The 19,208-nt window shown below is 43.3% G+C and carries 15 protein-coding genes; 9 read left to right on the top strand and 6 right to left on the bottom strand.

Features of this window, described 5'->3' with window-relative positions:
* Positions 1–113 precede the first annotated feature (113 nt).
* On the bottom strand, positions 114–836 hold the full coding sequence (locus TW84_RS17255; protein WP_045976867.1) for a TetR/AcrR family transcriptional regulator: 723 nt from the start codon (positions 834–836) through the stop codon (positions 114–116).
* A 186-nt stretch (positions 837–1,022) separates the two neighbouring features.
* Between TW84_RS17255 and TW84_RS17260 the strand changes: the two genes are divergently transcribed.
* The 9 genes from TW84_RS17260 to TW84_RS17300 all read left to right on the top strand — a co-directional run bounded on the left by TW84_RS17260 (position 1,023) and on the right by TW84_RS17300 (position 13,085).
* Positions 1,023–2,099 carry an efflux RND transporter periplasmic adaptor subunit gene (locus TW84_RS17260; RefSeq protein ID WP_045976868.1) on the top strand — a complete coding sequence of 359 codons (1,077 nt, stop codon included), beginning with the start codon at positions 1,023–1,025 and terminating at the stop codon, positions 2,097–2,099.
* Between the two features lies 1 nt (position 2,100).
* Positions 2,101–3,156, top strand: coding sequence for an efflux RND transporter periplasmic adaptor subunit (locus TW84_RS17265; protein WP_045976869.1), 1,056 nt, complete (start codon positions 2,101–2,103; stop codon positions 3,154–3,156).
* Positions 3,153–6,224 (top strand): efflux RND transporter permease subunit, encoded by a 3,072-nt coding sequence (locus TW84_RS17270; RefSeq protein WP_045976870.1) that lies wholly within the window; start codon positions 3,153–3,155, stop codon positions 6,222–6,224. Before TW84_RS17265 ends, TW84_RS17270 begins: the two co-directional genes overlap by 4 nt.
* A 628-nt stretch (positions 6,225–6,852) precedes the next feature.
* Positions 6,853–7,593, top strand: coding sequence for an SDR family oxidoreductase (locus TW84_RS17275; protein WP_045976871.1), 741 nt, complete (start codon positions 6,853–6,855; stop codon positions 7,591–7,593).
* Between the two features lie 11 nt (positions 7,594–7,604).
* Entirely contained in the window at positions 7,605–8,813 is a 1,209-nt protein-coding gene (locus tag TW84_RS17280; RefSeq protein ID WP_045976872.1) for an acetyl-CoA C-acetyltransferase, read from the top strand.
* Between the two features lie 59 nt (positions 8,814–8,872).
* Positions 8,873–9,220, top strand: a complete 348-nt coding sequence (locus tag TW84_RS17285; protein WP_045976873.1) for a phasin family protein — start codon at positions 8,873–8,875, stop codon at positions 9,218–9,220.
* A gap of 58 nt (positions 9,221–9,278) precedes the next feature.
* Positions 9,279–11,063 carry a class I poly(R)-hydroxyalkanoic acid synthase gene (gene phaC, locus TW84_RS17290; protein WP_045976874.1) on the top strand — a complete coding sequence of 595 codons (1,785 nt, stop codon included), beginning with the start codon at positions 9,279–9,281 and terminating at the stop codon, positions 11,061–11,063.
* A gap of 163 nt (positions 11,064–11,226) precedes the next feature.
* Complete coding sequence (locus TW84_RS17295; protein ID WP_045976875.1) at positions 11,227–11,919, top strand: aspartate/glutamate racemase family protein; 693 nt, start codon at positions 11,227–11,229, stop codon at positions 11,917–11,919.
* Positions 11,916–13,085 (top strand): MFS transporter, encoded by a 1,170-nt coding sequence (locus TW84_RS17300; RefSeq protein ID WP_045976876.1) that lies wholly within the window; start codon positions 11,916–11,918, stop codon positions 13,083–13,085. The genes TW84_RS17295 and TW84_RS17300 overlap by 4 nt, the downstream gene beginning before the upstream one ends.
* A 54-nt stretch (positions 13,086–13,139) precedes the next feature.
* On the opposite strand, the gene TW84_RS17305 is transcribed toward TW84_RS17300, so the two are convergent.
* From TW84_RS17305 to TW84_RS17325, 5 genes are all read right to left on the bottom strand, one after another.
* The gene (locus TW84_RS17305; protein ID WP_045976877.1) at positions 13,140–14,381 is read right to left on the bottom strand and encodes an SGNH/GDSL hydrolase family protein; all 1,242 of its coding nucleotides are present in this window, start codon (positions 14,379–14,381) and stop codon (positions 13,140–13,142) included.
* Positions 14,382–14,857: 476 nt separating this feature from the next.
* Entirely contained in the window at positions 14,858–17,614 is a 2,757-nt protein-coding gene (locus TW84_RS17310; protein WP_045976878.1) for an immune inhibitor A domain-containing protein, read from the bottom strand.
* A 113-nt stretch (positions 17,615–17,727) separates the two neighbouring features.
* A complete protein-coding gene (locus tag TW84_RS17315) occupies positions 17,728–17,994 on the bottom strand; it encodes a hypothetical protein (protein WP_045976879.1) in 267 nt (88 codons plus the stop codon).
* 316 nt (positions 17,995–18,310) lie between these two features.
* Entirely contained in the window at positions 18,311–18,811 is a 501-nt protein-coding gene (locus TW84_RS17320; RefSeq protein ID WP_240478191.1) for an AbgT family transporter, read from the bottom strand.
* 142 nt (positions 18,812–18,953) lie between these two features.
* Positions 18,954–19,193 (bottom strand): hypothetical protein, encoded by a 240-nt coding sequence (locus TW84_RS17325; protein ID WP_045976881.1) that lies wholly within the window; start codon positions 19,191–19,193, stop codon positions 18,954–18,956.
* Positions 19,194–19,208: the final 15 nt, after the last annotated feature.

A 19,208-nucleotide genomic window follows, 5' to 3' on the forward strand; every position in this document is an offset into this window, starting at 1 on the left:
GTTACTGCACTTGGGCTTATTATCTTTGAACACAAACCATCCAATTGTTTAAGTCATTGATACATATAAAGGGTTTGGTTGTCTCTAATTGGTATTGTCAATGTATAACGTCATTAAGCAGGCGTTTCAGACACTTCGCAAGGTACGTCAAAGACCAAGTCTGCGACTTTGGTTGGGGAAAGTATGTATTCCTGTGGGATGTGAAAACGGCACGCCATCATTTGGTTAAACATACCCCAGTGATTGAGCAAACACTGCTGATAATCTTGCGTTTCGTCAACCCAGGTTTCAAGCATAAATGGCCCTAGGCTTGCGGCACCATGGGCGAACATTATCATTTGCCATTTGATTTCCCAGATCTTAACCGGAGTTTGAGGAAAGGCTTGGTTATAGTCATCAGCGATACGGTTGACCATATCTTCTAATTCACCTGAGTTATCGATGAAATAGTCGAACAGCGTGTCTTCTTGACGTACCGCGTCGGCGATTAGTTGGATAGGTTGCTTAAAGGTCAACAGATGCGCGAGTAGGCGGACAGAAAATAAATATAGCTTAACGTTAGCGGTAATGTCTTGTGGCATGTGTTCGACGATAGTGCGCATATAGGTTTCCATATAGCGATGGAGACTATCACTGATTTCATACCAGATTTTTTCTTTACTACCGAAGTGGTGCCTGATCAAACTATGCGAAACCCCTGCTTTTTCGCTGATGTTTCGCAGTGACACACGTTCATAGCCGAGCTCACAAAAGAGTGCTGTTGCCACTTTCATGATTGCACATTTTGTCTTTTCTGCATCTTGGGCGCTTCGGCGGCCTTGCTTTCTTTCAGTCATTTTCTCATTCAATTGCTTGTGACGCGGTATTTCTATCAGAAATCGCAGCGCATTTCATCTCATACATCACTTATAAAACAAGCTTACTAAAAAATTATACTGTACATGTGGAAAATAAACATTGATTTCATATGTTTTATTTATATACTGCACGCTTGTGTAGTAAAAATAAAATGAGATCACGACATGATCAAATCTGTATTCAGAATTCAACCAGCAGCAAAGTTGTTTATTGCTGGTGCGATGGGAATGATGATTGCTGGCTGCAATAAAGCCGTGTCAGAAGTGACAACATCCGTTGTGACACCTGTAAAGCTGATGGAAGTACCAGATGTGACCCAAAGCCAGATCGATTCCTTTATTGCTAAAATCGATGCGACTGACCGAGCGACTCTCTCTTTTCAGGTGGCTGGTGAAATCGAGAGTCTTAAGGTCAAAATGGGAAGTGTGGTCGAAAAAGGGGATGTGCTTGCTATTCTTGACCCCAACGATTATCAGCTCGCGTTGGATGCTCGTCAGGCAGAGTATCGTTTAGCATCGACGGCGTTTGATCGTGCTGACCAACTGTACGCAAAAAAACTCATCAGTACGGATGATTTTGACCAGATGGAAACTCAGTTTAAAGCGGCAAAAGCGGCCTATGAGCAAGCCGTGACAGACTTAAACTATACCCGTATTACTGCCCCTTTTGACGGTGTTGTCTCTATTACCTTTGCAAAAGCGCATCAAGTGGTTGGCACAAATCAACCGATCCTAAATCTGATTGATAACAGTGTAATGGATGTGGTTTTCACTGTCCCAGTTACCTACATCGAACAATATGGATTAGATACGTTCAGTGCCTCTACTCTGAGCGTTTCTATGGACAGTCATCGCGACGTTAACATCCCTTCGCAGTTTAAAGAAATTTCGACGCAACCTGACGCTGACACCAACAGTTACCGTGCACGTGTCACGATTCAACGACCACAAGAATTAAATTTATTACCCGGTATGACGGGCCAAGTCCGATTGGTCAACGCTGAAAAGAAAGCAAGGATAAAAATTGCACCTTCTGCTTGGATTTCAAAGCTCGACAATACTGGGCATTTGTATCGATTTGATTCTGAATATCAGACCATCAAGCAAATTCAAGTAGTACTAGATGAAAACGGTGACGTGGTTTCTGGACTGGAAAAAGGTGACCTCGTTGTGGAAGCAGGCGTGGACAAATTGGTTTCTGGCCAGAAGGTTAAAGCTTGGATTAAAGAGGGAGGGATCTGATATGAAATGGTACAAAGTTTCCCTCATCGCAACCTCTGTTTTAGCTCTTGCGGCTTGTAAACCTTCTGTAGAGCACAGAGACAAAAATCCGCTTCGTGTTGATACTTTTGAAGTTGGCTCGCCTCTCACCAGTCTGCACCGAAGCTTTAACGGGCAGGTGATGCCTGCTGAGCTGACCCCGCTATCTTTCCGACTTGATGGAGAGATCTCTTCTATATTGGTTCAGGAAGGTGACACTGTAGCAAAAGGACAGGTCGTTGCCATTCTAGATGATGCTAAAGCAAAGCAAAACCTTACCGATGCACAAGCAAAATACGAGCTGGCACTGAAACAGTTTAAGCGTGGTCAGGATTTAAGATTTAGTAAGATGATCTCAAGTGCCGAACTTGATGAGTTAGGTGCCAATTTCAAACTGGCGGAGGCGAATTTAAACACCGCTAAACTTCGAGTTGTTTACACGCGTCTAAAAGCGCCATTTGATGGTGTCGTTTCAAGCGTCGATAAGCAAAACTTTGAGAACACTAGCCCTGGCGAGACGGTTGTCGCCGTCTATCAAGAAGACAAAGTTTACGTCAAGCTCAATGTATCTGATACCGTGCTCGCAATGCTCAAACCTGAATTGAGCTCAGACAGCTACCAGCCGACGGTGACGTTTGCGGGCCATGATGGCACTTACACCATATCTTATCTTGAGCACACGAGTGAACTGCATCCTGATAGCAAAACGTATGAGTTTTGGTTGTCTATGCCTCAAATCGAGCAACGCGTTTTGCCGGGAACGAGCGCACAAGTCTCGGTTGACTTGGTTAAAGCTGGGCTCAATACCATTCAAGGATATCAACTGCCAATCACGGCGGTCGACACAGGTGTTAATCCACAGGACTTTTTTACTTGGAAGTTGGAAAATAATATTGCCCATCGCTATCCGATTGCGGTGAGCGAGATTAACGGCTCTGGTGCGCTGGTCACCGGAGGCATTAATGCTGGTGACGTGATTATCAACTCTCACTTACGCAAGCTGCGTGAAGGTATGGAAATTAAAGGAGCGCAGCAGTGAGCATTGCGGAGTATTCAATAAAAAACACAGTCATCAGTTGGCTATTTCTGGTCATTTTGGCTGTGGGGGGCTACACGTCATTTATGGATCTTGGTCGCTTAGAAGATCCAGCATTCACGATCAAAGATGCGATGATCATCTCGACATACCCGGGGGCAACCTCACAAGAAGTGGAAGAAGAATTAACCTACCCACTTGAGAAAGAAATTCGCAAGCTGCCCTATATCGATAAGATCACCTCCACATCTTCCAATGGCATGTCACAGATTATGGTTAGTATGGAGATGGAATACGGCCCAGATGAGTTGCCACAAATTTGGGATGAAATGCGACGCAAAATTAATGATCTTCAACCATCGTTGCCAAATGGCGTGAATTCTGTCCAGATCATTGACGATTTTGGTGACGTATATGGCGTTATGTTAATGCTGACTGGTGATGGTTACGACTATATCGAGCTAAAACGTTATGCAGACTATCTAAGTCGTGAGCTGGAACTCGTTGACGGGGTTGGCAAGGTCACTATCTCGGGTGATCAACAGGAACAATTATTTGTGGAAGTTTCTCTCGAGAGACTCGCTGCACTAAATTTGGATATGAACACTGTAGTCGGTTTGCTTAGTCAGCAAAACAGCGTACAAGCTGCAGGTGAAGTGATGGTAAATGGTCAGTCGTTGACGATTCGACCAAACGGCACCATGAACTCGGAACGTGAGCTGGAAGACCTGATTATTCACGGCCGTGATACAGGTAACCTAATTCGATTGAAAGACGTGGCAAGGGTGTCGCGTGGAATACAAGAAAAACCCTCTAATGTAATAACATACAACGGCAAACCAGCAATCAATCTTGCGATCTCTTTTGGATCTGGTGTCAATGTTGTCGAGGTGGGGAATGCGATACAGACCAAGCTGGTAGAATTGGAGAACATTAAGCCAGCAGGAATAGACATCCATTATTTCTACAATCAGTCCACTGAAGTTGATAATTCTGTTAGTGATTTTATTGTCAGCCTAGGGCAGGCCGTTATGATTGTAATTATCGTTCTTCTGTTCGCAATGGGTCTACGTAGTGGTTTGATCATTGGTGCAGTGTTGCTACTGACCGTATTGGGTACATTCATTTTAATGAAACAGTACGATGTGGAACTACACCGTATTTCTCTGGGGGCTTTGATCATAGCCTTGGGTATGCTGGTGGATAATGCCATTGTTGTTGTTGAAGGTATTTTGGTCGGGCTTAAGAAAGGCAAGACTAAGCTTCAAGCCTCTATTGATATTGTTAAGCAGACCCAATGGCCGTTGCTTGGTGCCACAGTCATCGCTATCACCGCATTTGCACCCATAGGTCTTTCGCAAGATGCGACCGGTGAGTTTATGGGGTCTTTGTTCTGGGTGTTGTGTTTCTCACTATTCCTAAGCTGGATCACAGCTCTTACACTGACCCCTTTTCTCGCCAATTTATTGCTTAAGGAAAATGAAACGAATGCTGACGGTGAAGATGTAGATCCGTACAAAGGAATCTTGTTTACCGTGTTTGGCGTATGCTTGAAGTTGGCACTTCGGTTCCGTTGGTTAACGGTCGCTAGCATGGTTGGACTACTAGTGGTTGCCGTGATTGGCTTTGGCATGGTTAAGCAGTCATTCTTCCCACCTTCAAATACCCCCATGTTTTACATAGATATGTGGATGCCAGAAGGCACGGACATTCGTAAAACAGTCGAAGAAACGAAGAAGGTCGAACAGTACATTCGTGCTAAAGATAATGTTGAATTTGTAACCACTACAACAGGTCAAGGCTTGCAAAGATTCGCACTGACTTATCAGCCAGAAAAAAGTTACCAAGCTTATACTCAATTGCAGGTCAGGACAACAGATCGAGAAGCGATGTTCTCGCTGCTTAAGGAACTTGATAAAGAACTCTCCGTTGAGTTCAATCAACCTACGTTCCAGTTTAAGTTGATGGAGTTTGGTCCGTCGCCAGCCTCTAAGATTGAAGCACGAATTACAGGCCCTGATCCTAAGACTCTACGCTCGATTGCGACTAAGGTTGAAGACATTTTATTAGCCGATCCTGGTGCTCGAAATGTTCGTCACGACTGGCGTGAACGAACGAAGGAACTCGTACCTGAGTTTAATGAATCTAAAGCTCGTCGTTTGGGTATTTCAAAAGAAGAGGTATCTAATACCCTGCAAATGGCATTTGGTGGAACACCAATTGGCCTGTTGCGAGATGGAACGCATATGTTGCCGATTATCGCTCGTTTACCTGAAAGCGAACGCGTTGACTTCGAATCATTGGCCAATGTAAAGATTTGGAGCCCCTCATTACAAACGTATATTCCAGTGGAGCAGGTGGTGGATGGGGTACGCCTTCAATGGCAAGAACCACTTATCCAGCGTCGCGACCGTAAGCGTACTTTGACGGTATTAGCTGACCATGATGTATTGGGGAATGAAACGGCTGACAGTCTATTTGCTCGTATTCAGCCTAAAGTACAGGCGATGAGCTTGCCTGAAGGGTACAGCATTAGCTGGGGTGGCGAATATGAATCATCTAAGGATGCTCAAGAAGCATTGTTTGGTTCATTACCTATGGGTTACATGCTGATGTTTATTATCACCATGTTCTTATTTAACTCACTGCGCAAACCACTGGTTATTTGGTTGACCGTTCCGCTATCAATCATTGGCGTCTCTATAGGATTATTGGTGACTGACATGCCCTTTAGTTTTACGGCATTCCTTGGCTTGCTGAGCCTAAGTGGCATGATTCTCAAGAATGGTATCGTTCTATTGGACCAAATAAATATTGAGTTGGAATTGGGTAAAGAGCCTTATCAAGCGATATTTGACAGCGCGATATCTCGTGTACGTCCAGTAAGTATGGCCGCATTGACAACGATATTAGGAATGATTCCACTTGTGTTCGATGCTTTCTTTGGCTCGATGGCAATAACAATCATGGCTGGCTTAGGATTTGCGACGGTGTTAACACTGATCGTCGTCCCAGTATTATTTGCCATTTTTTATCGAATCAAACCACCCTCTGCCGTATCAATTCACTGATAGGAAAACGGTTCGATATTGGCTAACCCGGTAAGTTTTACCGGGTTTTTTTGCGTCTAGATTTTATAAAATAAGCACAGTGTTCGATGATTTCGTTCTACTTTAGTATAAATAACGTCAATTTAAATATATATTAAAATAAACATGGGCTTATGAGTTTAATTAACTACATTGTAGATAGTAATGGATTACATAGTTAAACCAAAGTTTAATAACAAAATGGTTATTTTATCATACCAATGTGCACCCATCGGCAACGAAAATAAATACATCATAAAAGGTGATAAAGACTGATGAAATAGGTGTAAATAAGGAAAAATCAAGTTAAAACAGTGTTTTAGCTATTGCTGATAAAAGTGGTTCTTAATAAATACCAATAAAAAACAACAACTTATAACACCTTAACAACTGTATAACATTACATTCCTTATGAGATCTCGTTCAACATTATGCAACTAAATTAAAAAAGTATTTGAACTGTCATATTAAGACATTAGTTTTAAATAACAGAGCAAGGGCGGAAGGTTCCTTATTTAAATATTATTAATAACGTTGGTTGGTGCTTATTGCTGGCACCGGTTAATGGCAAGTAAATTATTATTGTTGCTATTAAGAATGGAGTCTCTTAATGAAAAAAATCGCTTTGATCACTGGATCTAAAGGCGGAATTGGTTCTGCAATTTCTTCTCAATTGGTTAACGATGGTTATCGTGTTATTGCCACCTATTTTACAGGTAACTATCCGTGTGCGTTAGATTGGTTTAACGACAAAGGATTCAATGAAGATCAAGTTCGCTTGTTCGAGTTGGATGTCACCAATACTGAACAGTGCGCTGAACGCTTAGCTCTTTTGTTAGAAGAGGAAGGGACTATCGATGTTGTGGTTAACAACGCGGGCATCACTAGAGACGGCGTATTTAAAAAGATGACAGCATCGGCTTGGAAAGAAGTTATTGACACGAATCTCAACAGTGTGTTCAGCGTCACACAGCCACTGTTTGCTGCGATGTGTGAAAAAGGTAATGGGCGCATTATCAATATCTCTTCAGTCAATGGCTTAAAAGGTCAGTTTGGCCAAGCAAACTACTCGGCGGCAAAAGCGGGCATGATTGGTTTTTCTAAAGCGCTTGCCGCAGAAGGTGCAAGAAGCGGTGTGACGGTTAATGTTGTTGCTCCAGGTTACACAGGTACGCCTATGGTTGAGCAGATGAAGCCAGAAGTGCTTGAATCAATCAAAGCCCAAATCCCAATGAAACGCCTCGCAACGCCGGAAGAAATTGCTAAATCAGTGTCGTTCTTAGCAAGTGATGCCGGCGCGTACATCACAGGCGAAACCTTGTCTGTGAACGGCGGCTTATACATGCACTAAGGATTAGAGAAATGGAAAAAGTTTATATTGTCGCAGCGAAGCGCACGCCAATTGGTGCATTTGGCGGAACGTTAAAAGATATCTCGGCAGGAAACCTTGGCTCAATTGCGATCAAAGCGGCATTAGAGCAAGGCAATGTTGCTCCTGAACTGGTTGACGAGGTTATCGTTGGTAACGTTGTAGGCGCGGGACAAGGTATGGGTATTGGCCGTCAGGCAGCTCTTTATGCCGGTATTCCTGAATCGGTACCTGCATACACTCTCAACATGGTGTGTGGCAGTGGAATGAAAACGGTGATGGACGCCGTCAGCCATATCCGATCTGGTGATGCTTCCGTAGTAGTTGCAGCTGGTGTTGAGGTGATGTCGCAAATTCCTTTCACTGTTTCTAGCAACATTCGTGATGGCCACAAAATGGGCAACATGAACCTGACTGATCTGCTGATTAATGATGGTTTGACTGATGTTTTTAATCAATATCATATGGGCAAAACAGCCGAAAATGTTGCTCGTGAAGTAGGCATCAGCCGTGAGCAGCAGGATGAATACGCACTGGCGAGTCAAATGAAAGCCGTTGCGGCGATTGAGGCAGGTAAGTTTGTTGACGAAATTGTTGCTGTTGACGTGAAAAAACGCAAAGAAACGATTGTGTTTGATACGGATGAATACCCAAAAGCGAATGCAACCTTGAGTGGTCTAGAAAAGCTTCGTCCGGCTTTCGAAAAAGAAGGCACTGTCACCGCTGGTAATGCGTCGGGTATTAACGATGGTGCAAGTGCCATCATAGTCGCAAGCGAAACTGCGGTTAAAAAGCATGGTTTGCAGCCTATTGCTGAGATTGCAAGTTACGCACAATCTGGTCTAAACCCAGAAATCATGGGATTGGGTCCGGTAGACGCTGTGACTAGAGCATTGAGCAACGCCGACATCACAACAGGTGATGTTAGTGTTTATGAACTGAATGAAGCGTTTGCTGCGCAAGCGCTCGGTGTCATCCACAAGCTAGCGCAAGAACACGATGTATCCGTATCTTCAATATTAGACAGAGCTAACGTCAATGGCGGTGCAATTGCTCTTGGTCACCCTCTAGGTGCATCAGGCAACCGTATTTTGGTTTCCCTTGTTCACGAACTTAACAGAAGTAACGGTACTTATGGTGTCGCTTCCTTATGTGTTGGTGGCGGTATGGGAACTGCAGTCGTTATCAAATCTATCGCTTAAATTCAAATCGAGCCTGAATTTTAGCCAAATTAAAATGGAATTAACCCAGGAGTAAGACTATGTACACTGATTTTTTCAAATCTTTCACAGACCAAACTGAAAAGAGCCTAGAACCATACCTAAAGTTCAACAAACTTGTGACTAAGAATGTTGAAGTCATGACTGAACTTCAACTGAACGCCATTCGCACATACAGCGAAATGGGTCTGACTCAAATGAAAGCAGCCAGTGAAATCAAAGACGTGACGTCTCTAACCGCATTCAACAGCCAGCAGCTTTCAGTTTTAACTAAGCTTTCTCAACAAATGATGGATGATAGCAACAAGCTTCAGTCTATTGCTAAAGAGTTCAAAGATGACGTTGATCAGCTAACAACGGAAAATCTTAAGACAGTGACGCCCGCATAACACTGACTTGTTTGTGCCGCCGCAAGGCGGCATTTTTTCCGATCATAGGAGTAGCAATATGTATCAACACTTCTTTTCGGACTACCTTGTGAAGCTCCAGGAAACCAATCAAAAATGGTGGGAAGATCTAGAACTTAGCAGGGCAGCCGTCAATTCCCCTCTGAATAAAGCAATGCAAGAAGTGAATTTCGAAGATACGACTCAGCTCTTCGAAAGTGTTGCGAACCAACCAGCTGCAATGTTGAAAATCCAAGCTGAATGGTGGCAACAGCAGTTGCAAATTTGGCAAAACGTCGCTCTTGCGCAAAACAGTGAATCCATTGTTGAAGCGGAAAAGGGTGATAAGCGATTCTCGAACGAAGAATGGCAAAATGATGTGTTTTACAACTTCATCAAGCAGTCATACTTACTCTTCAGCAAAACATACCTACAGACAATCGATAGTATTGAAGGCCTCGATGAGAAAGCAAAAGAGCGCATCAGTTTCTTCTCTCGTCAGGCAATTAACGCTATGTCTCCAAGTAACTTCATCGCAACTAACCCAGAGTTGTTGAAGCTGACTCTAGAGCAAAATGGCGAAAATCTGCTGGCAGGTTTAGAACAACTGAAGGAAGATGTTGAATCGAGTGCAGATATTCTTAAGATCCGCATGACCAATAATAACGCTTTTCGCTTGGGCGACGATGTTGCGAATACGGCAGGTGAAGTGGTGTATCGCAACGAACTGTTTGAGCTAATTCAATATCGTCCAATGACTGAAAAAGTTCATGCGACGCCGTTATTGATCGTGCCGCCATTCGTTAACAAATACTATATTCTGGATTTGCGTCAGAAGAATTCTATGGTTCGCTGGTTGCTTGAACAAGGACACTCGGTATTTATGATGTCTTGGCGCAACCCGGGCAAAGCGCAAAGTCAGATAGAATTTGGTGACTATGTGACTGAAGGTGTGGCGAAAGCAGTATCAGCAATAGAGGACATCACGGGTCAGGAACAAATCAATGCTGCGGGTTACTGTATTGGTGGTACGGTTCTGGCTAGTACTATTGCTTACTATGCAGCTAAGCGTATGAAGAAGCGTATTAAGAGCGCGACCTTCTTCACCACCTTATTAGATTTCTCGCAACCTGGTGAAGTTGGTGCATATATTAATGACACCATTGTCAGTGCCATTGAAGCGCAAAACAATGTAAAAGGCTATATGGACGGCCGTTCATTAAGCGTTACTTTTAGTTTACTGCGTGAGAACAGTCTTTACTGGAACTACTACGTAGATAACTATCTCAAGGGTCAAAGCCCAGTAGACTTCGATCTTCTGTATTGGAACAGCGACAGCACCAATGTTAGCTCCAGTTGTCATAACTTTATGCTTCGTGAACTGTATCTAAACAACAAACTGGTACAGGACAAAGGTGTCAAAATTGGCGGCGTTTGGATTGATCTGAATAAAATTAAAATCCCAAGTTACTTTGTTTCAACGAAAGAAGACCACATTGCTTTATGGCAAGGGACGTATCGTGGTGCGCTGAATGTGGGTGGAAACAAAACATTTGTTTTGGGTGAGTCAGGACATATTGCTGGTATTGTTAACCATCCATCGAAGAATAAGTATGGTTTCTGGACCAACGATAGTTTGGATGAGAATGCAGACGAATGGTTGAGTAATGCCACTCACACAGAAGGTTCTTGGTGGACACATTGGCATCAGTGGTTGCTAGGCTTTAGCCCTGAAGAGCAAGTGGAGCCATTCAGCACAGGTAATGAACAGTTCCCTGTACTAGGGCCTGCACCGGGTAACTATGTAAAGCAAGTGCTTCCCGTAAAAGAAGAAGTCACTAGCTAGCGTGACACTACTGAAAAGACGAAAACCCTGAGTGAACCGCTCAGGGTTTTTTTATGGAGTGAGGATCTTACAGGCTATCGGTTAACCAACTCAGATCATTTTTTGTTTGTAATTTCGTTATGCATTTGATTAATTAAACAATATCTATATGAAGGGAGTCGTGATGAAAACAATCGGTATTATTGGCGGGATGAGTTGGGAATCAACAACAAGTTACTACAAACTCATCAACCAGAGCGTCAAGAGAGAAAAAGGGGGGCTGCATTCAGCCAAACTCATTCTGAATAGTGTCGACTTTGCCGAGATAGAAGCGCTGCAACACAAAGGGGATTGGGATAAAACGGCAGTTATTCTTAGTGAAGCGGCGCAGTCACTGGAAAAGGCGGGCGCAGACTTTCTAATCATTGCGACTAACACGATGCACAAAGTGGCTAATCAGGTTGAGGCAGCCGTATCAATTCCGTTGCTTCATATTGCCGATGCGACTGGTCAGCGGCTAGTAGAACAAGGGATCAGCACCGTAGGTTTACTTGGTACGGCCTTTACAATGGAGCAGGCATTTTACAAACAGCGTTTAACCGATAAGTTCGGAATAGACGTTATTGTGCCAAATGGCGTTCAGCGCAGGCTTGTCCATGATGTGATATACGATGAGCTCTGCTTAGGTGATGTTAACGCGCGTTCAAAGCAAGATTTTAAAACCATTATTGAGGATCTTTCCGCTGAGGGTGTGCAAGGCGTGATACTAGGCTGCACCGAAATCGGCTTACTGATATCAGAGCAAGATACCGATATCCCATTGTTTGATACCACTGAAATACACGCATATGTAGCGGTTAATGAGGCGTTAAAGTGAATAAGAATGTTTGGATTTTGTCGTTGTGTCAGGCATTACTGATGACGGGCAATATCCTACTTATCTCTGTGATTGGGCTAGTGGGACAACAAATTGCACCCAGTGAAAGCATGATCACCTTACCTGTTGCTTTGCAATTCTTAGGGCTAATGATTGCTACTATCCCTGCCTCTTTGATTATGGGCAAGTTTGGCCGGCGTAAAGGTTTTAGTCTTGGTAACTTGGTCGGCATTGCTGGTGCTACCGTTGCGACTTATGCCTTGTATAGTGAGCAATTTTATCTTTTTTGTGTTGGGACCTTCTTACTCGGTATTGGCATTGGGTTTGGTACACTGTACCGTTTTGCGGCCATTGAAGTGTGTGAAGAAAACGCAAGACATCGTGCTATTTCTATATCCATGGCTGGTGGTGTGTTGGCGGCTATCCTTGGGCCTAATTTAGCCGTGTACTCACAACACATGACAGGAGATTCGCTTTACGTCGGCGCTTTCATGTCGTTGATCGTTCTTAATATTATGGCATTGTGTTTACTACAAACGATCCAGTTCCCGGCTCATCATACAGGAGCTTCTGAGGATAACGCTGAACCACTGCTTGATATTATCAAAGCACCTAACTTTATGTTGGCGGTGTTTGCTGCCATGGTGGCTTATGCAGTGATGAACATTCTTATGACAGCAACGCCAATTGCGATGATAGGTTGTGGCTTCGACTTTGAGAAGGCGGCTGGGGTTATCGAATGGCACGTGCTTGGGATGTTTGTACCCGCATTTTTTACTGGCAAATTGATTGAAAAGTTTGGTGCGAGGCAGATAATTCTCACCGGTGGTATCCTATTTGTGCTTTGCATTGCGATCAATATCCATGGCCAGTCTATTTGGCATTTTTCGTTTGCTCTGGTTCTACTTGGTGTAGGCTGGAACTTTATGTTTATTGCCGCGACTGGACTGTTCAGCCAATCTTACGCCTTACACAACAAATCGAAAGCTCAAGCCTTTAATGAATTCTTTGTCTTTAGCTGCGTGACTATCACTGCGTTGTTATCGGGTTGGCTTGAAGCAACGTTAGGGTGGCAGAGCTTAAATGTTTACGTATTGCCCTTTGTGCTTGCTGTTATCGCTTTGTTTAGCATTAACGTTGTCAGGGGAAAACGTGTCACAGTTTAGCACGGTATGAAAACAAAAAAGGAGGCAAGTAAACTGCCTCCTTATTTCGCTTAGTTAGAAATTGAACTGGTCTAGCTTGGTCTGAATGATTTGGTCGGCAATGTATTTATGTGTTGCTGTGGTCGGGTGAGTGACTCCCCAAAACACATATTTGTCAGAGCTATGATACGCACAGTCGTTAGTAAGCTCATGACTGTAAAGGTAGTCGACAGAGGAACTGCGGTTGATGTTCAGACAGGCATCTGTTGAGTTTTCAAAACCGTGTTGTTTAGGATTGGATGTCAGCTGATCAAAGATGCTATGAGCATCGTAGAGGGCCACATTCAGTCCTTTAGCTTGATATAGTAACGCTTGTTCTTCAATAAAAGTGTTGAACTCAAGAATCTTAGCTCTAACGGTCTCAATTTCCTCCTGAGTCGAATATTTAAACTGCGGTGCCTTTGTTGCGTCCGGTAACGTGAAGAGCAGAATGTTGCTTGCGCCTGATTCGGTCAAGCGAATCAATGCGCTACTTAAGTCAGCTTTCACGTCCGCCACTTCTCGGCCGTAATTCATGAAATCATTTAGGCCAAATTCCAGCGTCATCAAACTGTTGTTTGGGTTGTAGTTCTTGGCCATCTTCATGTACGTAAGATAAGACGTCACTTGGTCATAAATGCCTGTCAATGCGACGTATTGGTTGGTGCCGGCGGCGCCACCGACCGCCCAGTTGTACAGTGGTACGTTTTTGTTTTGTGCTAAGTATTCAGTCCATACCAAACCGTTTGAAAAGTGACCGAGAAACCAAGAATTACGGTTGGGGAATACCCATTGGGATCCATTGTAAAGATTACCGGTGTCAGACAGGCTATCACCGAATGCGACAATACGATTGATTTTGTTGTTTACTGCGTTGTCGTTTGTCCAAATACTATGGTTGTAGGAGAAACGATTGTCTGACGCGTAGTAAAGAAGATCGGCACTATCATGATTAACCCCTAGTGTTTCTTTACAGCGGTTTTCAATTTCTGTTTGCGGGGTATTGGTATAGAACATGTTTTTGAAGGAGACAGATGACCACCAATACCCATCGATAGTGAAGTAATCGCCATTGTCGTCACGAGCCCATTCCCACTCAGTGGAAGGGTCGTCATGGTTCTGCGCTGGACGATACCAGCAGCGAACATAAGTGTATGTCTGTTGGTTTTGTACTTCTGACGCGTAGCGCACGCTTACGGTTTCAGGAGTGATTGGTAGTTCATCTGCGAAAGCTGGTGTTGTAAACATACAGCCAGCCAAAATTAATGTCTTCTTCATAATTATTCACTTATTATTCTGGTTGTAGAGTATTTACTCATCTTTGATCGCATATTTACTATGGTGGAGTCAAAATATTCAGGTGTTAAATGAATTGAGATTGAATAAAGATCAAACTTTATACAGAAATGATTAGTTAATAATTAAGTTTACTTAATGAGCGATGTGGTGGTTTTTTGAACTTATTGTGCGCTTGGTTGAAGTGTGTGTACTTTCATTTTTTAGTTTTACTAAGATATTTAATCTCCAAAAATTGAATGACACATCTAGTTATCGTTAGGCTAAATTGTTTGAAGAAGTCAACTTGGATTGAGAGATGAGAATAAATATTCAGTTAACAGTGTATTGAATGAGTTTTGGAGCATGGCAAATGATAGAGAACACCAAGAATTAAAGACAAAAAAGAGCGCAACCAGAGTTGCGCTCAAATCTCACTCAAATATGAGGAGTAGGGAAGTTAAGGAACGGAGAAATCCTTACAAATCGACAGTGATTATTTTGGACACTTTGTCACCATTGTTATCCATAATGGTCAAACGAACCTCCTGCTTGCCGTAGCTTGGGAAGATAGAGGTAAATACGCGTCCGCGTTTTACTTTTCCGTTTGGTAGAACCCATTCTGTATCAACGATGCGACCGTCTGGATCCGAGCTGGTAGACCACATAGTGACCCAGCGACCTAAATGAATGTAACGTGCACTTGCTGTCGGAAGCACATTGTTTGCTTCAACGGTAATTGTTTCTGTCGCCGTATGCTGATCACCACGATCATCGGTCACAGTTAGAGAAACAGTGTAGCTACCGTCATTCAGATAAGTCCAAGAAGGAGACTGCTCAGAACTTGATTCGCCGTTACCAAAATCCCAGTTGTACGCAACGATTGAGCCGTCACTATCAGAACTTGAGTCAATCGCAGTAACAGTCAGGCCATCTGCTGACAAGGTAAACGCCGCGACTGGAACTTGGTTAGGTGCTTCTGCTTTCGATACTTTAATGACACCGTAAGTATTGTCGGCAGCTTGCTCAATCACTTCGATTTGAACACCGTGCTCAGCCAAAAGACGGCCAGCATCAGGGGCTTGAGGGTTGGTGTAGTCTTGGTTGTCAGCAAAGTAAGCATTGCCAATTAGGCTGACATCTTCAAGTACGTCACCATCTTTGTTTTCAAGACGCATCGGTTTTTGGTCATTGATCGAAAATGCTGCATCACGTACTTGGTAACGCGTTTGCGCCGCTGCACCTGAGTTAGCCCAGATCATTGCGTTTTGGTCAGCATCGACGACTCCCAACCAACCTTCACCTGGGTGCTTACCAACCCAGTTGTCGGTCATTGATTCATCGACATACCAAACGATAAGACCTGGTTCGAATGACATTAATTGACCAAAGCGTTTAATGTTGTTCAGACCTTCGTCGACATCGTTGTGGCTACGCCATTGAAGTAGGTAGTAATGGGCAGCTTCGTTAAAGCCATCATTTAGACGGTAGCCACTCAGTGCAAAGCTAGATTTTCCTTCTGCGTCGTCAATCAAGGTAGAAGTACCGTCAGCTTCAATTGAGATGTTGTCGATATGCAGACCTTCCATTGCCAGACCGCCATCCGTCACATAATCGAAACTTAATTCTACGGTTTGCCCAGCCCATTGTGACAGGTCAAACTCCGCGTCAACCCAACCATCAGATTCGCCGCCAATAGCAGGTACAAGACCTGTGTTGTATGGGTCATCCATCGTTGTGATGTTACCAGCAATTTGCTGGCCATTGATTAACACGCGAGCGTAATCGTAATCTTTTTCAATCTGATACCAAGCTTTAAATACCAGTTTGACATTACTCCCTTGAGGAAGAGTAAGCTGACGAGACATCTTGTTCTTAAGATCGTCACCTTTACCTGAGTGGAAACTGAAGTTACCGGAGAAAGGTTTATGACCTTCGGTACGTTTTACAGGTAGGTCAATGCGGACCATGTTCTGCTTATCGTTGTCGATAGTCTGGTGAAGCGTAATTTCTTCGCCTTTTGTTGTCAGGTCTCCAAGCGCGATGGTTTGGTTCGAAATCCACTTACCGCCAATCGACTCTTGCAGGAACTGTTTTGCCCACGAGCTGAATGCCGTTGGCTGTGTGCCGCCAATCTTGCCGGCCCAGCTGCCTGAGGACATGATTGACCAGTACGATACGGGTTCACCTTTGCCCGTGTACTGAGTGTCGTATTCATCAGGCAAGCCCAAATCATGTCCATACTCATGGGCACAAACACCCGCCGCGGCGTCAATAGGTTGAATGGTGTAGTCAAAAGCGGCGTATTTGCCGTCAAAGCGACCAGGTACCGTACTTGAAGTACCTTCTAGCACATGGTATTTGCCTAGATTGTAACGGTGAGACCAAATCGCATCATCGCCCAATACACCGCCACCAGCTTCTTCACCAACGGAAGAATGGAACACCATTAAGTGGTCAATCACGCCATCTGGTTCACGGAAGTTACCGTCACCATCATAGTCATAGCGGTCTTCGATATCATAGTCGGCAAGGTTGATACTTGGATCTTGTGCTAACTGGTTCAATGCCTCACGAACCAATTCCTGAGCGTTGAGATCGTTGTCTGTTGTTGACGAGTTGCCACCATAGAATGACGCGTTTTTTGAAGCTCGATACCAGCCAGCAGCTTGACCTGAAACGCTATAGCTTTCTCCAGACTCACTCTCGTAGTATTGACGCATTGAGATAAGATTTTCGCCATTCGGGCCAAGATAACCAGCACCTGAGAAAAGTAAGTTCTGATAGTGTTCAGGTTTATAGCTATCGTAAAGCATCTCGGTATGCTCAGACGTTAATCGGTTTTCATTCCATGGTAAATCTGGGAAATCAACCAATAAGGCCAGTACCTTGTCAGTGCGCTTCTGAGAGAGGTCAAAAGCAAACATGTGTGCTCTATGTTGACCTTGCTTGGTTTCTATTGATTTTAGGATCTTCGCCCGTTGTTCGAGTGCTTTTTTGCCGAACTGCGCGTCACCTTTAAAGCCATTGTTGAGTTTTGCGTTGAGGTATTTGTTAAGTGCAGTTTTCTGCTCGTCAACGGAAGAGTTTTCATCAAGAAGGCCTTTTCGAACCAACATTTCGATGATTTTCTCTTCGTTCATTACACCTAAGTCTATAGGTGTTTTGGCGTGACCACTGACACTAAAAAGGGTCAGCACTGCTGTTGCCAGCAGTGTTTTCCTCATAGGACTCATATTATTTCCTTATTATATTCTGATTGCCAAATTCCACTTAATAAAGTGGGTATAACGTTGCGTGAACAACAAAATCCCTAATCAAAGGGAAGATGAATTAATGAATTTTCAGCTTATTTATTCTTATCTGCTGAGATGCATTTTGTTTCAGTCGGGTTATTTTGCTTATTATTATTATTGTTGTTGTTTTTATTCTTTTTGTTTTTGTCAAATCTTTTAGCAAGATAAATCTGGAGAGATTCTTGTTTCTCTTCATAGGTTTGGTTATCACAAATAACACCTCGTTCGATTAAAGAATCAAGAAGTTTCTCATCATTAGGGAGTGGATTTGCAATAACAGCGGAAGAGATAACTGTTAACAGATAACTGACAAATTTCATTTTATTTTTATAAGATATTAATGTTTCGAAACAAAATATAACTAAGTGTTATTAAATGCAATGGCTATTTTTTGCTCGGCAAGATCTTGGTTCACGGATCAACAAAATACGTAAACAAGGTTATTTATTTCTATTGACCTTATTGTTATCTATATAGTTATCCCAATTGAATAACTAATTTTATTAAATAATCATTAACGAGTCTGAAGGCCTTGATGAGTCGAAAATAGCGGCGAGTAGACGATATATTTATTTTATCGTATGGCCTAAAGACAAAAAAGCGCCATAAGGCGCTTATGATTAGTCAACGCTGATCTTAAAATCCAAGAGGTAAACTAAAACCAAAGAAAATCAGCAGGACCCCCGTCCAAACTGTTAGGAAGGCAAGGGAATAAGGTACCATCATTCCGATGACATCGCCAAAGCTTAGTTCCGGTTTGTACTTGCGCATGAAGGCAAGCACGACACCTGCATAGCTCATCATTGGAGTGATGATGTTGGTCGAAGAATCGGCAATTCGATACGCGGCAGAGACTAAGTCAGGAGTCATGTTTGGGTTGACCTGATACAGCATAGGAACAAAAATTGGACCCAGTAACATCCACTTTGACGTCAAGCCACCGACAAGCAGATTAATTAGTGCTGTAGTAATGATAAAGCCAATCAACATCAAAGCAGGGTATTGTTGGAGACCCATAGCTTGTAGGGTAGATGCACCTAGGTAGGTAACATAAGTCCCTAGGCCTGAATAACTCAATAGGGCAAGGAAGTTGTAACAGAAGAACGTGAGAACCAGCATATAACAAAGGAAATACATAGAACTTGGGCGCTATTTATTGAGCTTTCCCAAAATCTCAATAAATAGCTTGGAGGTTTGACACAGAAAGCCTAATTGATTTGGCCAAAAGTCGACGAAATAGGTTTGAGCCGTTAGTGTAGTAAGCATAGGTAAACAAGCGCTACTTGGAGTAAAACCAACCAAGATTGTTCTCTGGGGTATAGTAGAATGCGAGTTCAATTTGGTCGTTAGTATCGCTTAACTTTTTGAGTATTTCGTTCGCTTCTAACAATGTGATTCTCTGATTGGCGCCTTCAAGTTGCTGGACCCAACTAACAAACTCCTCCGTGTCGAAAGCGACACGATACGCTTCTCTATGCTCAAGAAAAGACTGGATAACAGACATAGCGTCAAAATACATAGCCGCACCTAAAAA

The organism is Vibrio neptunius (assembly GCF_000967495.1).
GTDB classification, from domain to species: domain Bacteria; phylum Pseudomonadota; class Gammaproteobacteria; order Enterobacterales; family Vibrionaceae; genus Vibrio; species Vibrio neptunius.